The organism is Ornithinimicrobium sp. CNJ-824 (genome assembly GCF_001942405.1).
Lineage (GTDB): Bacteria > Actinomycetota > Actinomycetes > Actinomycetales > Dermatophilaceae > Ornithinicoccus > Ornithinicoccus kibberensis.
Genome location: NZ_MKKA01000013.1, coordinates 1 through 15,644 on the forward strand (window position 1 = coordinate 1; position 15,644 = coordinate 15,644).

Below are 15,644 nucleotides of genomic sequence, written 5' to 3' on the forward strand. Positions count from 1 at the left end.
CCACCCCCTCATCCGAGAGGGAGAACCACACCTGCAGCAGGTACATCCGCAGCATCGTCTCGATCGGAACCGGCTTACGGCCCCGCTTACCCGCCCGATCCTGGTAGTAGTGCGGCTCGATCACCGCGACCCACCGATCCCACGGGACCGTCTGGTCCATCATGTCCAGGAACTTCTCCCGGCGAGAGACCCGCCGCCGGTTTCCGTACTCGATATCGGTGAAGCTGGGCTGCTCGTCGACCACACCAACATCATCCCGGCCAACCGCCCACCAGCCCCGCACGCCACCCCGGCACCGCGAAATGATCAGCGCTTCCCTAGGTCCGGGCGGTCGTCGACCAGGGGCGTGAATCCCTCCGGCCAGTGCTGGTCCGCGAGCGGGAAGTCCAGGCGCCAGGCGACGTTGTCGGTGAACTCGGTCGCGGTGAAGTCGTTCCCCCGGAGGAGGTTGCACCGCCCCTCGGGGTAGCGGTCGGACCGGGACCGGCCGACCCAGACGCAGCCGTTCATCCGCCCGACGAAGGTGTTGTCGAGGAGGTCCGCCGCGTCGGCGACGTGCCCCTCCCAGCGGCAGTTCACGAACGTGCAGCCCTCGAAGCGGGCGTGCCCCAGGGAGAACCCGCCCATGCTCCTGAAGCGGACCCGCTCGAAGGTGCACCCCCGGTAGAGGGCAGGGTCGTTGCCGAACGACCCCTGCGCCGCGAACCCGTCCGTGCCCACGACCGGACGCACCCGCTGCCGGAAGTGGCAGCCCTCGAAGGAGGACCACTGCACCGTGAGGTGCGCGGCGTTGAGCCACACCTGGACGTCGGTCACGGCCGCCCGGAAGAAGTGCAGCGGGCGCAGCCCGTCCCGCAGGGGTATGTCGGGCGCGTCCACCTCCTCGACGGTCCCGGTGGTCGCTCCCTCCCGCCCGACCCAGGGCGGCGGCCTGTCCGCCGGCACCTGGCCGCGCCACCAGTCGGGAGGGCCGGTCACCACCGGCGCCCCACCTGGCTGAGGAGCGAGGGGTCGCACCACACGTCCTCGTAGCCGGGGGCGATGAGGAAGCGCCACCCCGGGGCCACGCCGAGCATCTCCGACGGCTCCGGGAGGCACAGCGGGCTGCCGTGGGTCCTGGCCACGCGGGCCGCGTCGAGCTCCACCGGTCCATCGAAGCAGACGGCCGCGGCCGGCGGGGCCGGACGGTCGGTGGAGGTCATTCAGGTGCTCGATGGGCCCAGGGCCAGCAGCCCGTCGACGACCTCGAGGAGGTCGTCGCCGCGGACGTCGGCCGGGAGGAACACCTCACCGGGCTCCCCCTCCAGCCGGGAGCACCACCCGGCCAGTGCGCCCGCCTTCTTGGCGCCGTGGCAGTCCCAGGCGTGCACCGCGACGAGCGCCATCCGTCCCAGCTCGCAGTCGAGCGCCTCCGCGGCATACCGGTACACCTGGGGTGCAGGCTTCCAGACCCCGACCACGTCGCAGGTCACCACCTGGTCGACGTAGCGCTCCAGATCTGCGCCGGCCAGGAACGAGCGGGTGTTGTCCGGGTCGCCGACGGTCAGGCAGCCGACGGGCACACCCGCCTCGGACAGGCGGCTCAGGGCGGGGGCCGCGTCGGGGAAGGCCGGGACCTCTGCGAAGCCGCGCAGGACGTGGTCGATCGCGTCCTCGGACATGGTCTGCCGGGTCTCCGTACGCAGGGCCTGGCGTGCGGTCGCGGTGAAGTCGGCGAACTCGCCCGCCAGCGTCAGCGCCATCGCATCGCGCTGGAAGCGCATGAAGAACGGGCCCAGCACCGCAGCCGGCTGCCCCACCTCCTCGAGCCTCTCACCGATCGGATCGAGGTCGAGGAGAGTCTCGAGGACGTCGAAGACGACCGCACCGACACGAGCAGCCATGGGGGACTCCTTCACCGGGTCGAGGGGGACCGAACGGGACGGTTCCTTCACCGTCGCCGACACCCGGAGGTCGCGCAAGGCAGAACGGTCGGACGGAACCTGGTGGGGTGACGACCCGGCCTGGCACAGTGGGGCCATGAGCATCGTCGTCGACCTCGACCAGCTGGCCACGACCCTGGGTGAGTACCCGTACGGCTACCTGCTGACCACCTCCGGCGGAGCGGTCAAGGCGGTCACCGTGACGGCTGAGGTCGTCGAGGGACGTGTCCGGATCCCGGTGGGCAGCAACGGAAGCGCCCGCAACCTGGCCGACAACCCGGCGGCCACCCTGCTCTTCCCGCCTCCGGAGCCGAGGGGCTACTCGCTCATCGTCGACGGCACCGCCAGGACCACGGACGACGGCTTCGTGCTCGAGCCCGCCACGGCCGTGCTGCACCGGCCCGCGGACCACGCGGACCCGGGCACGCCGCATACCCACGACGCGGGGTGCGGGCACGACTGCCGGCCCGTGTGACCCCTCCCTCCCCGGCTGCGCCGGACGGTTCCGTTGGCGAGGCCGCAGCCGCTGGTGTTCGCTGGAGTGACGTTCAGCGCAGCCAACCGAAGGGAGAAGCGCCATGGGACTCATCTCGGGACTGCTCGGCCGGGTGACCGGTGGGACGCGTCGGGGTGGCCGCGCGGCCGGCGTCGGACGTGGCCGCACCGCAGGCCGCTCGGGGATCGGCGGGATGCTCGGCCGGCTCCTCGGCGGAGGCGCACGCCGCCGCCTCTGAGCGCCACGCGCCGTCCTCTGCAAGGCTGGGGGTGCGCCCCCGGACCGGCGCGCACCCCCAGCACCAGGAGGTCATCGTGACGTACAACGTCGGCTACTTCATCGGCAGCCTCTCGTCGGAGTCGATCAACCGCACCCTGTCCGAGGCGCTCATCAAGGTCGCGCCCAAGGACCTGCACTTCACCGAGATCCGGATCGACGACCTGCCGCTCTACAACCGCGATCTCGACGCGAACTACCCGGACGAGGCCGTGGCGATGAAGGAGGCCATCGCGGCCTCGGACGCGGTCCTGTTCGTCACCCCGGAGTACAACCGCTCGATCCCCGGCGCCCTCATGAACGCGATCGACTGGGCGTCGCGCCCCTACGGCGAGAACTCCTTCGACCACGTGCCGGTGGCGGTCATCGGGGCCTCCCCCGGCGGCATCGGCACCGCGGTCGCCCAGCAGGGGCTGCGCGGCATCCTCAGCTTCTGCAACGCCCGGCAGATGACGGCCCCCGAGGCCTACATCCAGTTCAACCCGGAGGCGTACGGCGAGGACGGTGAGGTCAAGGACCCGGAGCTGGAGAAGATCCTCACTGACTTCATGCGGGAGTTCCGCGACCACATCGAGCGGGTGCTGACGGTCCTGCCGCGGCGCTGAGCCTCCCCTGCGGGGATGCTGCTCCGCCGGCTCCGATGCGGCTTCGATGTGCGCCAGATCACATCCTGCGCCACGCTGGAACGGTCGGCTCACAGCCGAGCCGACGGCCCACTCGGAGGAAATTATGAGAAAGCACTCGAGGGCCGTGCTCGGAGGCGTAGCCGCAGCTGCGCTCGTCACGAGCATGCATCTGCCCGTCTCGGCCCACCCCGCCCACGACCTGCAGAACCCCGGCACCTCGCCGCTGAAGGGCAGGCATTACGACGGCGTCGTCGACGCCGTCAGCCCCGGCGGCGTCCCGATGGAGGCGATGTCCGACGTCCGGTGCGAGGACGGGATGGCCGGCATCTTCCCGTGCCACAAGGTCGACCTGGCCTCGTTCACCCCGCTGACCGACATGGAGTCGACGTTCGTCAACGACCTGTGGGGCTGGGAGGACGACGAGACGGGTCTGCAGCTCGCGATCGTCGGCACGTTCGAGGGCACCGCGTTCATCGACGTCACCGACGGCAGCAACCCGGTCTACCTGGGGACGCTGGAGTCGCAGGTCCCCGGTGACACGGGCAACATCTGGGGCGACGTGCGCGTCTACGAGGACACGGCCTACATCGGCAGCGAGGCGATCGACCTCGGCACCTACGTGCCGGCCACCGGCGAGCTCGACGGCTTCGGCATCCAGGTCGTCGACCTCACCCAGTTCCGCGGTGCCACGGCGCCGATCGACGTGGATCTGACGAGACACATCGACGACGTCACCAACTCGCACAACATCTCCCTCAACGAGGACAGCGGGCGGATGTACGTCGTCGGCTCGGTCTACACGTCGAGGAGTGCGGCACGCCGAACCCGGAGTTCCCGGTGCTGAACGGCAACGGCGGCGCCATCGTCTACGACGTGGCGACCGACCCGAACGACCCGCAGTTCCTCGGGTGCCTCACCGAGGACGGCTACTCCCACGACATCCAGTGCGTGGAGTACGCCGGGCCCGACGCCGACTACACCGGGCGGGAGATCTGCATCGGTTCCAACGAGGACACCGTGACGATCTACGACGCCACGGATCCGGCCGACCCGGTCGTCATCGACCGCTTCCGCTACCTGGACGAGTCGCTGGAGGTGGGTGACATCTACACCCACCAGGGCTGGCTCAGCGCCGACCACAGCTACTTCTTCCTCGGCGACGAGCTCGACGAGCTCAGCGGCGTGGCCAGCGAGCGCACGACATACATCTGGGACCTGCACGACCTGGACGACGCCACGGTGATCGGAACCCACACCGACGGCAACACCTCGATCGACCACAACATGTTCGTCGACGACTTCCTGCTCTACCAGGCCAACTACACCTCCGGCCTGTGGATCTACGACACCTGGAAGCAGGAGCAGGGCCGGGTGAAGATGCGCGGCTTCTTCGACGTCTTCCCCGCCGACGACCGGACCGAGTTCTTCGGCTCGTGGGGCACCTACCCCTACTTCGGTGACGGCAAGGTCGTCGTGACCAGCAGCGACGAAGGCGTCTTCGTGCTGCAGTCGCGCGCCAAGAGCTCGGACAACAGCGACAAGCCCGGCGGGAAGGGCCGGGGCAAGGGCGGCTCAGCCCGCTAGTACCTGGGGACGACGCCCGTGGGGCGGGGCCCCGGACCGCCGGGGTCCCGCCCTCCGCGTGCACCACCGACGGGGTATGCCGTCGCGTCCCGCCCACGCGGGTACGCACCTCTGCGTATGGTCCGCCCCGGCGGACCGGTCCTAGGTTCGGCCCGTAGGGGCCGACGGGGTCCCTCCGACCGGACGGAGACCATCATGCGTAGAACCCTCGCCACCGGAGCGGCCGGGCTGCTCCTGCTCGTCGGCGCAGCACCCGGGTCCGCCGCGCCGCCGCACGGGGACCTCATGACCGTGCACTGCGACGACGGCAGCACCCACGAGATCTGGACGAGCGGCAACGGGTCCTTCACCCCGGGCCACCTGATCGGATCCACCGGGGTGATCGTGCCGATCTCCTTCTCCATGACCATCACCGCCACCCCTCCCGGGGGCGAGCCGGTGGTGGTCGAGGAGGGCACGGACCTCAAGGGCGGCGGGGCCGTCCTCGGGCACAACCCGCGCCCGCAGGTGACCTGCTCCTTCTCCGACACGTTCACCCTGGACGTCGAGGAGGAGGGCTTCCCGCCCGGCACGGTCGTGACCTTCGACGGCGAGGTCGTGGCCCACCTCAGCGGTCGCTGAGCGGCACAGGTTCGAAGGGCGGCGTCCGCCCGACCGCGTCGAGGACGGCGTCGAGGAGGTCCGGGGTCGGCAGGGTGCGCAGACCCTCGTCGATCTCCTCCTCGGCCCACGCGCGGTCGCGCGGTGTCGCCCCCTGGTCGAGGGCGACCTTCGCCTGGGAGGACAGGAAGTTCAGCCGGGTGGCGACCAGCATCGTGAAGTCGGCCCTGGACCTCAGCCGTGCCGGACCGCCCGCCCCGACGTAGGCGGCGTAGGTGCGACGCATCGCGCCCAGGTCCGGGCTGCCGTCGTGGAAGGACAGCACGAGGGTCTTGGCGAGCTCCCTGGCCGGGTCGGCCGGACCGACGTCGTCCCAGTCGACGAGCACGAGCTCACCCTCGGGCCCGGCGAGCACGTTCTCCGGGTGGAGGTCGCGGTGGCTCAGCCGGAGCCGGTCCGGGTCGGTGGGGGCGACGGCGGCACGGAGCGCCGGGAGGGCGGCCGACGCCGCGGCCAGCCGTGGGGCCCAGGACATCCCCGCCCGGGAGGCCCCGACGAGCAGGCGGTCCCACGTGGAGTCGTCGGGCATCACCTCGTACCACCCGTCCGGTGGCGTCCCGTCGGGCTCGTTCCGGAACGGGGGCGCAACGGTATGCAGCCGCGCAAGCAGGACGCCGAGCGCCTCCGGGTCGACGGTCGGCTCGCACTGCCGCAGGTCCATCCACTCGTAGAGCCGCAGCCACCCCCCGCCCGGCAGCCCCACCACGAACTGCCCGTCGACTCCGGGACGGCTCGCCGGCAGGCGCACACCGGCGGCGGCGGCCGCCCGCGCGAGGAGGAGCTCGGCCTCCACCGTCGCGTGGGCAGGAGGCGGCCCCGTGAGCACGTGCTTGAGCGCACGGACCCGGTCGCCGACCTCGATCCGCCACACCTGGCCAACGGCGCCTCGCGGCCCGGGCGTGACCCGCAGCTCCCCCTCGCCGAGGTCGAACGCCGCCCGTGCCCTGGCGAGGACGTCGGGGTCCTCGGGATCAGCCCAGCGCCGGCGCGCGGGCCGGGTGCAGCCGCCCCGACCCGACCAGCCACCGGGCCGTGTCCCGCAGGGAGTCCTCGAGCGGCAGGGGGACGATCCCCAGCTCGGTCCTGGCCGGCCGGTCGTCCAGCCGCGTGTCCCGGCCCACGATCTCCACCCCCTCGGACTCGGCCGGGTAGCGCAGCCGGGCGGGGAGGCGGGCCATCAGGTGGTCGGTCGCCCTCAGCTGGGGTGCCAGCACCCCGGCCGGCAGGTCGACGTGGGGCAGACGACGCCCGGCCACCCGGGACAGGGTGGAGTAGAGCTCCCGGCCGGTGACGTGGTGCCCGGGCACGACGAACCGGCGGGGTCCCCTGCCCGGCTCGAGCACGGCACGGATGACGGCGGCGACGTCCCGCACGTCGACGTAGTGCAGACCGCCGCGCGGCCAGAGGGGGAAACAGTCCCCGCAGGATCCAGCGGATCAGCTCCCCCTGGTCGCCGCGGTAGGGGTCGTGCGGGCCGAGCACGGCCCCGGGGTAGACGCACACGACCGGCCGTCCCTCGGCCTGGAGCTCCCGGGCCACGGCCTCCGACTCGACCTTGAACGGCCGTAAGCGGTGGTCATGTCGCCCAGGGGCAGGTCCGGTCCCGACCCGCCCCGGCGCACGAGCGCGACGGCCGAGGACACGTGGACGACGGGGTCCAGGCGGGCGGCGGCGGCCAGCCCGAGCACGGTCCGGGTGGCGCGGACGTTCGTGCGGGCCACCTCCTGGCGACGCCGCGGGTCGAGGTGTAGACGGCCGCCGCGTGGACGACGGCGTCCATCCCCTCCAGTGCGGCCGCCACCGACGCGTCGTCGAGCACGTCGCGACGACGACGTCGGCCACCTCCGCCCCCAGCGGATCGAGCGTGACCGGGACCTGCTGGGACCGCCTCACCAGCAGCCGGACGTGGTGGCCGGCCGCGACGAGGGCGGCCACCGTGTGTCCTCCGACGAAGCCGGTCCCGCCGGTCACCAGTACGCGCATGGTCCAGTGTGCTCCTCCCCCGGCGGGAAGGACAGGGGCTGAGCCGGACCTCAGGCCAGCCCCAGCCTCCGGACGACCTCGTCGCCGCCCATCCGCCGGATCGCGTCGGCGTCCCCGACGACCACCAGCTTGTCCGTCGCGCGCGACAGGCCGACGTAGAGCCGCTCCTTGGACCGGTCCCGGGTGCCGTCCTCGTTGAAGCACAGCACGACCGCGCGGCGCTCGAGGCCCTTGCAGCCGAGCACGTGGCCGTAGAAGACGTCGTCACCGTCCCAGAAGGTGCGCCAGTAGCCCTCCTGGCCGAGCTGCTCCTGCCGCGAGTGCTGCTCGGGGTGGCGGGTGCCGGTCGTGATCAGCGCGACGTGGGACGTGGGCCAGCCCTCGTCGAGCAGCCGCTCCACCCCGTCGTCGGCGACCCCGAGCGCCTCGTCCGGCGACGCCTGGACGAAGGTCACTTCCGGCCCGTCGCCGCCCATCGGCCGCATCCGCATGGGTGCCAGCGCGCTGAAGCTCTCGGCGATCTGCCGGGTGTTGCGCAGGTTGTGGTCGAGCACGAGCGGCACCAGCGCGACCGGCGGGCGGCCGAACCGCGGGAAGAGCCGCTGGTTCTCGTCGGAGTAGACGTAGAGCCCGCCCTCCTCCGGGTCGCGCAGCGCCGTGAGCAGGGGGGTCCACCAGTCCTCGGCGAAGTCCTGGGCCTCGTCGACGATGATCGCGTCGAACTTCTGACCCTCCGGCAGCCCGGCGGCCAGCTCGGCCATCCGCGCCGGCAGCTGCTTCTCCCAGAAGTCGCTGTCGTCCCGGCCGGCGTTGATGTCGGCGCCCCAGGCCCGCCCGAGCTCCTCGAAACGCCCGATGAACGCCGGCGTGTGCTTGCGCCGGGCACCCTCGAAGGAGCGCTTGAACCACTCGCCGAGCCCGATCGAGTAGCACAGCAGCGCCACCCGCTGCGGGCGCTGCTCCCCGAAACCCCTGGTCAGCTGCTTCGCGTGGGCCATGGCCAGCACGGTCTTGCCGCTGCCCGCCCCGCCGCGCACCTCGACCCGGTGCAGCAGCCGGGTGACGCCCAGGATCATCGCCTGCTCCTGGGTGAGCCGGTCGGCCCGCGCCTCGCGGTCGTCGGACTCGGCGACGACGTCGGCGCTCATGAGATTGCGCCCGGTGAGGATCTCGGCGATGAGCTCCACGTCGTCGTGGCCGGGCCGCCGGTAGTTGGTCTCGTGCGTCTCCACCAGCGTCCGCAGCCGCCTCGTCAGGTGCGCCAGGTCGTCGCGGCCGTGCACCATCGCGCGGGAGCACCCGGGCTGGGAGAAGTCCTCCGGGACGGCGCTGTATGGCGTCACCACCGTGTGCAGCCACCGCACCCGGGCGCGGGAGGAGTCGCGCCACCGCGGGTCGTCCTGGACGTACCGCCGCAGCGCGTGCTTGACCCGCTGCGCCTGCCCGACGGGGTCGATCGTCCTCGACGAGCCGCCGCCGCTCTGGTGCCACCGGCCCTCGGAGTCGACCGAGACGCTGCCGCCCTTGACCTCGACGACGACCACGCCCGCGTCCGGGAGCAGCACGACGAGGTCGGCCGCGTGGTCCTGCTCGTGGTCGGTGAGGTGCACGTTGGCCAGGAGGACGCAGTCCTCGTCGAGCTGCCCCGCCAGCCGCTCCCACACCTCCCGTTCGGTGTGGTGGGCGAAGGCCGGCTCCGCCGGGATCAGCCGCGCGCCCACGTCATACCCCTGCCTGCCGGTGCTCCGTCGCCCATGGCCCGCAGCATAGGGGCGGGCCCCGACACCGGCCCCGCCCCCGGCCGGCCATGGACGGACCACCCCCTCGTGCGGGACCATGGCACATGGCGGTCCACGGAGCGGAAGAGATCCAGAGCCACCTGCAGGAGGTGCGGGCCCGCCGCGCCCAGATGCGGGAGTCGCTCACGGCCGTGCTCGACGCCCTCGCCGTCCCCCTCGGCAGGCCCGACGTCTGGCGGGAGCGCGCCCGGACCGCGCTGGCCGAGCTGGCCTCCGACTTCGCCGACCACGTCGACATGGCCGAGCGCCCGGACGGCATGTTCGGCGTGCTGCTCGAGGACTACCCACGACTGACCGGACCGGTCGAGACCCTGCTCGGCGAGCACGCCGCCCTGTCCGAGGACCTGTCCGCGGCCCTCGCCACGCTCGACCGGGACGGCCCGGTCGACGACCTGCCAGCGCTCCGCGAGGAGCTCACCGCCCTGGTCGGGCGGTTCGTCCGGCACCGCCAGCGGGGCAGCGACCTGCTGTGGGAGGCCTACGCCGTCGACATCGGCGGGCAGGGGTGAACGGCCGGGCGCGGGGGCGGCCCACCGACCCGACTACCTCGCCGCGGCCGTGACCCTCGCCTCGGTCCGGGCGCGCCACCACCGGGCGGCCTGCTCCGCCACCCAGCCCAGCACGAGCGCCAGGACCAGGGCGACCACGATGGCCAGCAGGGGCTGTTCCTGCACCCAGTTGCCGGCCAGCGCCCCGATGCCGACGTTGTAGGCGGCCCAGCTGGTGACCGCGATGCTGTCGAAGAGGACGAACCGCCGGCGGGGGAACTCCATGGCGCCCGCGGTGAGGTTGACGATCTGCCGGCCGCCGGGGATGTAGCGGCAGGCGACGATGATCATCCCTCCGCGCCGCAGGAGCAGTCCGGTCACCCAGGTGACGAAGGAGCGCACCTTGGGCCGCGGGCTCTCCCGCAGGCGGCCCAGCCGGGTGTACCGGCCGAGGCTGTAGGTGAGGTTGTCCCCCAGGAAGCCCCCGAGCGCGGCGACGGCGATGAGCGCCCAGACGTTGGGCTCGCCCTCGGCGACCGCCACCGCCCCGAGGGCGACCATCACCGTCTCGGCCGGTGCCGGTGGCAGGATGCCGTCGACGACGCAGACGAGGAGCACGACCGGCAGCAGCCAGGCCGAGTCGGCGTGCGACTCGATGAAGGCGTTGAGCGCCTCGATCATGCGTCCTCCCAGGGGTGCCGGCCAAGTATGGCAACAGACCCGGCGTCAGGACGGACGAACCGGGGCACCCGCCTGCCCGGACACGTCCTGCACGACCTCGTTGCGCCGCAGGGGCGCCGGCACGAGGGGCGGGTCGAAGCGGGCCCACCGGGGCGGCCCCACGGGCGTGAGCCCCGCCTCCCCGAGCGCCCGGTCGAGGACGGCCCGGTGCCGCTCGAACGAGGCCTGCGTCCACCGGCCTCGGTAGCGGCGGGCCGCGGAGAGCACGGCCGGGCGGGCGTGCAGCGTGACGTCGGGGTTCGTCGGCACCGGCGCATCGTCGAGGGTGAATCGCGCCGGGAGGACGAACGCGACGGCATACTCCCCCTGCCCGGACTCGCGCTGCACGACCGGGGTCGTCATCGCGATCCTCTCCGACTCCTGCTGGACCACGGGGGCCGTCATGGCGATCCTGGCCCTCGAGCGGTTCTGGCCCCCGATGTAGCCGGCGAGGGTGCGGAAGGCGCGGTTGCCGGCGTCCTCGAACGGCGCCCGGACGACCACCTCGGCGACGACGTGGGCGGGGTAGCGGCGCAGCTCGAACTCCGGGTAGGTCCGGACGAGCTCGTGGGCCTGCTTCTCGGTCATCGTCGTGCCCCGTTCACAGTCCCAGCATCTCCTCGCTGCGCTCCCACAGCCCCCGCGCCAGCGCCTCGTCCTTCACCTGCGGGTTGACCTTGCCGGGCCGGTTGCGCTCGTAGTACTCCCCCAACGTCCACGTCTGCCCCGGCGTGCCCTCGACGAGCCAGACGAGCCGCTTCCCGCCCGTGTCCACGCTCGTCATGAGGTGCCGGATCGGGGTGTGGTAGGCGAAGCGCATGACGCTGGAGGTGTCGTTGGCGAAGTTGGTCGCGATGCCGCCGGGGTGGAAGGCCGCCGCGGCCAGGCCCTGGTCGGCGTAGCGGCGGTGCAGCTCCTTGGTGAACAGCACGTTGGCCAGCTTGGCGTCGCCGTAGGCCTTGTTGGCGTTCCAGTCCCGGCCGTTGTCCAGGTCGTCGAGGTCGATCTTCCCGAACGCGCGGTGCCCCACGCTGGAGGTCTGGATCACCTTCGCGCCGGCCTCGACCAGCCGGTCCATGAGCAGGTGCGTCAGCAGGAACGGCGCCAGGTGGTTGACCTGGAACGTCTTCTCGAACCCGTCGACGGTCGTCTGCCGGGTGAAGATGCCGCCGGCGTTGTTGGCGAGCACGTCGATCCGGGGGTATGCCGTGAGCTCCTCGGCGAGGGCGCGCACCTGGGCGAGGTCGGCGAAGTCCGCGACGTGGAAGGGCGCGCCGATCTCCTCGGCGACGGCCGCGGTCTTCTCCGGCGAGCGCCCGACGACCACCACCCGGTGGCCGCGCCCGGTCAGCTGGCGGGCCGCTGCGGCGCCGATGCCGTCGCTGGCACCGGTGAGAACGATCGTCTGCTGGTCGGGCATGGGGGGTCCTTCGTCTCGGGGGGGCGCGTGGGGACACGCTCCTGTGTCAAGCACGACGGGGCCCAGGTCCTTCCCGCACGCAATGACGGGGTGCGAGCGCGCTTCGACGGATCGTGAGGTCTGCCCGATGAGATCCGTCACCGCCTTCTCCACGGGTCCGGGTAGCGTCGACCGTCATGACGCAGACACCCGACGAGCGTGACGTCGAGACCCGTGCCGAGCTGCTGCCCGAGGAGCAGGCGGCCGGCAGCGAGTCTCCGCAGGCCCAGGCCGAGGCGATCTTGGAAGAGTCCATCGAGAGGACCGAGGACCCGGAGGGCACCCGCCACGACTCGACCCAGACCCCCGGCTAGGACACCGGCGCAGAGCCCGCGAGCGGCGGCCAGGTCTGTCAGACCCCTCCTTTAGGGTCAAGGTGACATCGAAGGCTGGTGAACGCGCCGGCCGACCCTTCACCGAGGAGGTCCCATGACCGACGAGCCCAGCACCGGCGACCACCCGTCCGCCGCCACCCTGTCCAGGCTCATCGAGCTGTCCCGCGGCGTCCACCACGGCATCGCCCTCGGCGACGCGGCGGACCACCTCACCAGCACCGCCCCGGTCTGGCCGACCGGGGTGGCCACCCAGCTCACCCTGGCGAGCACCGAGGGCTTGGTCCGCGCGATGGAGCGGGCCGGCCAGGGCCTGGGCGTCGACTGGGGCCACGAGAACCTCGAGGCCCTGCGCCGCTGGGCCACCGCCCAGCAGGTCCCCGGCGTCGCGGGGAACCGCACCGGGACGCCCGGCCTCCTGAGCCGCTCCCCCGCCTTCGGCTCCCGGCGCGGCAACGCCCCGGCCACCGTGCGCAGCCTCCGCTCCGGCCCGCCCGCCGGCCCCGGGCAGGGCAGCCTCGGCGCCCACGCCCTCGTCCGGACGCTCCCGTTCGGGGTGCTGCTGACCCTGCACGGACCGTCCCTGACCTGGCCGGTCGAGGAGCTCGTCGGCACCACCCACACGCACCCGCTCGCGACACCGACCGCGACGCTCGGCGCACTGCTGGTCGCCCAGGCGGCGGACCGGTCCGTCCCCCTGGCCGAGGGGTTCAGCGCGCTGCTGGAGAACCACGCGCCCGAGGGTGGTGACCTTGTCACGAAGCGCGTGGGCGCAGCGGTCACCACGGCCGCCGTGGAGCCCTGCGACCCGGCCAGGGTCGCCGACCTGGCACCCGACCGCTCGGCGGCGTCGACGCTCGCGGCCGCCGTCTACGTCGTGCTGTCCCACCCGGAGCCGGACGAGCTGATGCTGGCGATGGCCCTGGCGTCGTTCTCCCCCGAGAAGCATGGCACCTCCGCCGTCGTCGGCGGCCTGCTGGGCGCCCGCCACGGCAGCACGCCGATGCTGGAGCGCGGCGCAGCCCGGCTGGAGCTCGCCTGGGCCTGCGACGCGCTGGCGACCGACCTGGCGATGACCTCCCTGCTGACCCCCCTGGGCAAGGAGCCCGACGGTGCGCCGTGGCTCCCCTCGTGGGGGGCCCGCTACACGGGGTGAGCCGTACCCTGGACGGGTGACGACGCGCACCACCCGAAGCTTCGCCGTCCTGACGCCCGAGCGTCGGGCGACCCTGGCTCAGCGGGCCCAGCTGCTCGCCGCCGCCTCGGTCGTCTACAACGTCGTCGAGGCCGTGGTGGCCATCGCCGCGGGGCGGGTGGCCGGCTCGGCGGCGCTCGTCGGCTTCGGGCTGGACTCCACCGTCGAGGTCGCCAGCGGCCTCATCATCCTGTGGCAGTTCCGCCACCCGCTGCCGGAGTCGCGCGAGCAGCTGGCCGGGCGGCTGATCGGCCTGTCGTTCTTCGCGCTGGCAATCTACGTCGGCTACGAGTCGCTCTCAGCGCTGCTGACCGGCGCCCGTCCCGACACCTCCACCGTGGGGATCGTCCTGGCCACCCTGTCGCTGATGGTCATGCCGCTGCTGTCCTGGGCCCAGCGCCGCACCGGGCGCGAGCTGGGCTCGGGCGCCGTACACGCCGACGGGACCCAGACCCTGCTGTGCACCTACCTCTCCGGCGTGCTGCTCGTGGGCCTGCTCGCCAACGCCCTGCTCGGCTGGTGGTGGCTCGACGCCGTGGCCGCGCTCGTCATCGCCGCGGTGGCTGTGCGCGAGGGGCTCGAGGCGTGGCGCGGAGAGGGCTGCTGCAGCGTCTCCCCGGCGGTGGCATCCGACGCCGGCACCGCCTGCGCCTCGGAGTGCTGCCAGGACTGACCGGGGCGAGCCTTGCTTCTGGCACTGGCTGACCCGTCCCTGACCTGGCCGGCCGAGGAGATCGTCAGCACCACTCACACCCACCCGCTCGCGACGCCGACAGCGGCGCTCGGCGCGCTACTGGTCGTTTAGGTGGCCGCCGTCTACGTCGTGCTGTCCCACCCGGATCCGCACGAGCTGATGCTGGCGATGGCCCTGGCGTCGTTCTTCCCGGAGAAGCACGGCATCTCCGCCGTCGTCGGCGGCCTGCTGGGCGCCCGCCACGGCAGCACGCTGATGCTGGAGCGCGGCGCAGCCCGGCTCGAGCTCGCCTGGGCCTGCGACGCGCTCGGCACCGACCTGGCGATGACCGGCCTGCTGACCCCGCTGGCCAAGGACCCCGACGGCGAGCCGTGGCTCCCGTCGTGGGGGCGCGATACTGCAGCCAACGGTTGCGACGAGCGCCGGGGAGGAGCCCCTACGCGGACACGTGAATTACCCAGACGGCTGATGGATGTACCGACCCGACGCTGACCCACCCATAAAAGAGGGGCCGTGACCCGAAGGTCACGGCCCCGCTTTCGACAGGATGCTTAGCCGAGCGTGTCGGCGTCGATGGAGTAACCCATGACCTCACCCACACTCGTCACCGTGCCCGTGACGGAGACCTGCTGGCCCTGGCTGTAGTTGCTCACCGTCTCGATGTGGCTCTCGTCGATCTGGACCTGAACCCCGGTAAGGATAAAGGCGTCCGGCTCGGGGTCCAACGCGAAGTAGTTGCCCGAAGCATCGATGCTTCCGACGTAACCGGTAACGGTGACCAGCTTGCCCTCGTAGGTGGTCTTCGCCTTGAGCGCGTTGCTCTCCAGGTCGTCGATCATCTGCTGCGCGCTCACCTCAAGAGCTTCTTCGGCGGCGGCCTCCTCCTCAGCAGCGGCCTCCTCCTCAGCAGCGGCCTCCTCCTCGGCGGCAGCGTCCTCGCTGGCGGCGTCCTCGGTCGGCTCCTGGGCCGCGCTCTGGGTCGGCTCGTCAGTGGCCGTGTCCGCGTCTTCCCCTCCCTGCGAGGCGATCGACAGAATGATCACCAGAGCAATGAGCCCCAGCAGCCAGAACCGCTTCTTCTTGAACCAGGGCCGGTTCGCCTTCTGGTAGGCTTTCGCAGCCTTGGCCTGGGCCTTGGCATCCTTGGATGAGGTGAACTGCTGAGAAGAATTCTCAGGGGCGGGTGGGACCGTCGACATTGAACTTGACTCCTGTACAACAAGATGGCCAGACGCAGATTTGCACGCCTGCGGGGTGTTGATGGTGTAAACCCCCCGGTGAGCATACCTCCCTTACGTCGCACTGCGCCTCGAGGAACGGGGCGCTTCGTGTGTGATGGGTCTCAGTCGCAGATCGCGCCGCCCTGCGCCAGTCTCGTGACTTGTGGGCGTCGGGCAAACCTCGGCGGCC

General features: G+C 72.1%; 23 protein-coding genes and 1 pseudogene. 11 read left to right on the forward strand and 13 right to left on the reverse strand.

Annotated features, from left to right (window positions below; translation table 11 throughout):
• The 4 genes from BJF81_RS06965 to BJF81_RS06980 all read right to left on the reverse strand — a co-directional run.
• On the reverse strand, positions 1 to 244 hold a 244-nt coding region (locus BJF81_RS06965; protein ID WP_143780712.1), incomplete at its 3' end, for a transposase.
• Between the two features lie 62 nt (positions 245 to 306).
• Positions 307 to 978 carry a hypothetical protein gene (locus BJF81_RS06970; RefSeq protein ID WP_143780713.1) on the reverse strand — a complete coding sequence of 224 codons (672 nt, stop codon included), beginning with the start codon at positions 976 to 978 and terminating at the stop codon, positions 307 to 309.
• Positions 975 to 1,202: a hypothetical protein gene (locus BJF81_RS06975; RefSeq protein WP_075957728.1), complete on the reverse strand. Its 228-nt coding sequence runs from the start codon at positions 1,200 to 1,202 to the stop codon at positions 975 to 977. Before BJF81_RS06975 ends, BJF81_RS06970 begins: the two co-directional genes overlap by 4 nt.
• On the reverse strand, positions 1,203 to 1,883 hold the full coding sequence (locus BJF81_RS06980; RefSeq protein ID WP_075957729.1) for a haloacid dehalogenase type II: 681 nt from the start codon (positions 1,881 to 1,883) through the stop codon (positions 1,203 to 1,205).
• A 136-nt stretch (positions 1,884 to 2,019) separates the two neighbouring features.
• Here BJF81_RS06980 and BJF81_RS06985 point away from each other — a divergent pair, with 136 nt between their 5' ends.
• From BJF81_RS06985 to BJF81_RS07005, 6 genes are all read left to right on the forward strand, one after another.
• A complete protein-coding gene (locus tag BJF81_RS06985; protein WP_075957772.1) occupies positions 2,020 to 2,397 on the forward strand; it encodes a pyridoxamine 5'-phosphate oxidase family protein in 378 nt (125 codons plus the stop codon).
• Positions 2,398 to 2,500: 103 nt separating this feature from the next.
• Positions 2,501 to 2,656: a hypothetical protein gene (locus tag BJF81_RS17935; RefSeq protein ID WP_158068627.1), complete on the forward strand. Its 156-nt coding sequence runs from the start codon at positions 2,501 to 2,503 to the stop codon at positions 2,654 to 2,656.
• Between the two features lie 73 nt (positions 2,657 to 2,729).
• Positions 2,730 to 3,299 (forward strand): NADPH-dependent FMN reductase, encoded by a 570-nt coding sequence (locus BJF81_RS06990; RefSeq protein ID WP_075957773.1) that lies wholly within the window; start codon positions 2,730 to 2,732, stop codon positions 3,297 to 3,299.
• Between the two features lie 184 nt (positions 3,300 to 3,483).
• A complete protein-coding gene (locus tag BJF81_RS20295) occupies positions 3,484 to 4,164 on the forward strand; it encodes a choice-of-anchor B family protein (protein WP_075957730.1) in 681 nt (226 codons plus the stop codon).
• Complete coding sequence (locus tag BJF81_RS20300) at positions 4,158 to 4,904, forward strand: choice-of-anchor B family protein (RefSeq protein WP_075957731.1); 747 nt, start codon at positions 4,158 to 4,160, stop codon at positions 4,902 to 4,904. Before BJF81_RS20295 ends, BJF81_RS20300 begins: the two co-directional genes overlap by 7 nt.
• Before the next feature lie 195 nt (positions 4,905 to 5,099).
• Entirely contained in the window at positions 5,100 to 5,525 is a 426-nt protein-coding gene (locus BJF81_RS07005) for a hypothetical protein (protein ID WP_075957732.1), read from the forward strand.
• On the opposite strand, the gene BJF81_RS07010 is transcribed toward BJF81_RS07005, so the two are convergent.
• The 5 genes and pseudogenes from BJF81_RS07010 to BJF81_RS07020 form a co-directional block, all read right to left on the reverse strand.
• On the reverse strand, positions 5,512 to 6,474 hold the full coding sequence (locus BJF81_RS07010) for an aminoglycoside phosphotransferase family protein (RefSeq protein WP_083664050.1): 963 nt from the start codon (positions 6,472 to 6,474) through the stop codon (positions 5,512 to 5,514). The two genes, BJF81_RS07005 and BJF81_RS07010, sit on opposite strands and share 14 nt — an antisense overlap.
• Positions 6,475 to 6,535: 61 nt before the next feature.
• A complete protein-coding gene (locus tag BJF81_RS18540; protein ID WP_202817446.1) occupies positions 6,536 to 6,937 on the reverse strand; it encodes a hypothetical protein in 402 nt (133 codons plus the stop codon).
• A gap of 63 nt (positions 6,938 to 7,000) precedes the next feature.
• Positions 7,001 to 7,285, reverse strand: coding sequence for an SDR family oxidoreductase (locus tag BJF81_RS21425; RefSeq protein ID WP_202817447.1), 285 nt, complete (start codon positions 7,283 to 7,285; stop codon positions 7,001 to 7,003).
• Positions 7,286 to 7,442: 157 nt separating this feature from the next.
• Positions 7,443 to 7,547: pseudogene (locus BJF81_RS21430) on the reverse strand (NmrA family NAD(P)-binding protein); the annotation flags it as partial.
• A gap of 50 nt (positions 7,548 to 7,597) precedes the next feature.
• Positions 7,598 to 9,268: an NERD domain-containing protein gene (locus BJF81_RS07020; RefSeq protein WP_237770088.1), complete on the reverse strand. Its 1,671-nt coding sequence runs from the start codon at positions 9,266 to 9,268 to the stop codon at positions 7,598 to 7,600.
• Between the two features lie 122 nt (positions 9,269 to 9,390).
• Between BJF81_RS07020 and BJF81_RS07025 the strand changes: the two genes are divergently transcribed.
• Positions 9,391 to 9,855 (forward strand): hemerythrin domain-containing protein, encoded by a 465-nt coding sequence (locus BJF81_RS07025; RefSeq protein ID WP_075957734.1) that lies wholly within the window; start codon positions 9,391 to 9,393, stop codon positions 9,853 to 9,855.
• 33 nt (positions 9,856 to 9,888) lie between these two features.
• Here the strand turns inward: BJF81_RS07025 and BJF81_RS07030 are convergent, their stop codons facing one another.
• The 3 genes from BJF81_RS07030 to BJF81_RS07040 are packed head-to-tail and all read right to left on the reverse strand — an operon-like array spanning position 9,889 to position 11,974.
• The gene (locus BJF81_RS07030; RefSeq protein WP_075957735.1) at positions 9,889 to 10,515 is read right to left on the reverse strand and encodes a DedA family protein; all 627 of its coding nucleotides are present in this window, start codon (positions 10,513 to 10,515) and stop codon (positions 9,889 to 9,891) included.
• A 45-nt stretch (positions 10,516 to 10,560) separates the two neighbouring features.
• Positions 10,561 to 11,142: an SOUL family heme-binding protein gene (locus BJF81_RS07035; protein WP_075957736.1), complete on the reverse strand. Its 582-nt coding sequence runs from the start codon at positions 11,140 to 11,142 to the stop codon at positions 10,561 to 10,563.
• Positions 11,143 to 11,155: 13 nt separating this feature from the next.
• Positions 11,156 to 11,974, reverse strand: coding sequence for an SDR family NAD(P)-dependent oxidoreductase (locus BJF81_RS07040; RefSeq protein WP_075957737.1), 819 nt, complete (start codon positions 11,972 to 11,974; stop codon positions 11,156 to 11,158).
• A 176-nt stretch (positions 11,975 to 12,150) separates the two neighbouring features.
• Between BJF81_RS07040 and BJF81_RS18340 the strand changes: the two genes are divergently transcribed.
• The 4 genes from BJF81_RS18340 to BJF81_RS07055 all read left to right on the forward strand — a co-directional run bounded on the left by BJF81_RS18340 (position 12,151) and on the right by BJF81_RS07055 (position 14,726).
• Positions 12,151 to 12,327, forward strand: a complete 177-nt coding sequence (locus tag BJF81_RS18340; RefSeq protein WP_187345504.1) for a hypothetical protein — start codon at positions 12,151 to 12,153, stop codon at positions 12,325 to 12,327.
• A 115-nt stretch (positions 12,328 to 12,442) separates the two neighbouring features.
• Entirely contained in the window at positions 12,443 to 13,501 is a 1,059-nt protein-coding gene (locus BJF81_RS07045; RefSeq protein ID WP_075957738.1) for an ADP-ribosylglycohydrolase family protein, read from the forward strand.
• 16 nt (positions 13,502 to 13,517) lie between these two features.
• Positions 13,518 to 14,213 (forward strand): cation transporter, encoded by a 696-nt coding sequence (locus tag BJF81_RS07050; protein WP_075957739.1) that lies wholly within the window; start codon positions 13,518 to 13,520, stop codon positions 14,211 to 14,213.
• A gap of 132 nt (positions 14,214 to 14,345) precedes the next feature.
• The gene (locus BJF81_RS07055; protein WP_075957740.1) at positions 14,346 to 14,726 is read left to right on the forward strand and encodes a hypothetical protein; all 381 of its coding nucleotides are present in this window, start codon (positions 14,346 to 14,348) and stop codon (positions 14,724 to 14,726) included.
• Positions 14,727 to 14,785: 59 nt separating this feature from the next.
• Here BJF81_RS07055 and BJF81_RS07060 read toward each other — a convergent pair whose 3' ends face one another.
• Positions 14,786 to 15,433, reverse strand: a complete 648-nt coding sequence (locus BJF81_RS07060; RefSeq protein WP_083664052.1) for an OB-fold protein — start codon at positions 15,431 to 15,433, stop codon at positions 14,786 to 14,788.
• Positions 15,434 to 15,644 lie beyond the last annotated feature (211 nt).

Coding starts and splice junctions, on each gene's coding strand:
- BJF81_RS07045 (WP_075957738.1), top strand. CDS start 12,443: ATGACCGACGAGCCCAGCACCGGCGACCACCCGTCCGCCGCCACCCTG.
- BJF81_RS07040 (WP_075957737.1), bottom strand. CDS start 11,974: ATGCCCGACCAGCAGACGATCGTTCTCACCGGTGCCAGCGACGGCATC.
- BJF81_RS06980 (WP_075957729.1), bottom strand. CDS start 1,883: ATGGCTGCTCGTGTCGGTGCGGTCGTCTTCGACGTCCTCGAGACTCTC.
- BJF81_RS07025 (WP_075957734.1), top strand. CDS start 9,391: ATGGCGGTCCACGGAGCGGAAGAGATCCAGAGCCACCTGCAGGAGGTG.
- BJF81_RS07005 (WP_075957732.1), top strand. CDS start 5,100: ATGCGTAGAACCCTCGCCACCGGAGCGGCCGGGCTGCTCCTGCTCGTC.
- BJF81_RS07060 (WP_083664052.1), bottom strand. CDS start 15,433: ATGTCGACGGTCCCACCCGCCCCTGAGAATTCTTCTCAGCAGTTCACC.
- BJF81_RS17935 (WP_158068627.1), top strand. CDS start 2,501: ATGGGACTCATCTCGGGACTGCTCGGCCGGGTGACCGGTGGGACGCGT.
- BJF81_RS07035 (WP_075957736.1), bottom strand. CDS start 11,142: ATGACCGAGAAGCAGGCCCACGAGCTCGTCCGGACCTACCCGGAGTTC.
- BJF81_RS07030 (WP_075957735.1), bottom strand. CDS start 10,515: ATGATCGAGGCGCTCAACGCCTTCATCGAGTCGCACGCCGACTCGGCC.
- BJF81_RS06975 (WP_075957728.1), bottom strand. CDS start 1,202: ATGACCTCCACCGACCGTCCGGCCCCGCCGGCCGCGGCCGTCTGCTTC.
- BJF81_RS06985 (WP_075957772.1), top strand. CDS start 2,020: ATGAGCATCGTCGTCGACCTCGACCAGCTGGCCACGACCCTGGGTGAG.
- BJF81_RS18340 (WP_187345504.1), top strand. CDS start 12,151: ATGACGCAGACACCCGACGAGCGTGACGTCGAGACCCGTGCCGAGCTG.
- BJF81_RS20295 (WP_075957730.1), top strand. CDS start 3,484: ATGCATCTGCCCGTCTCGGCCCACCCCGCCCACGACCTGCAGAACCCC.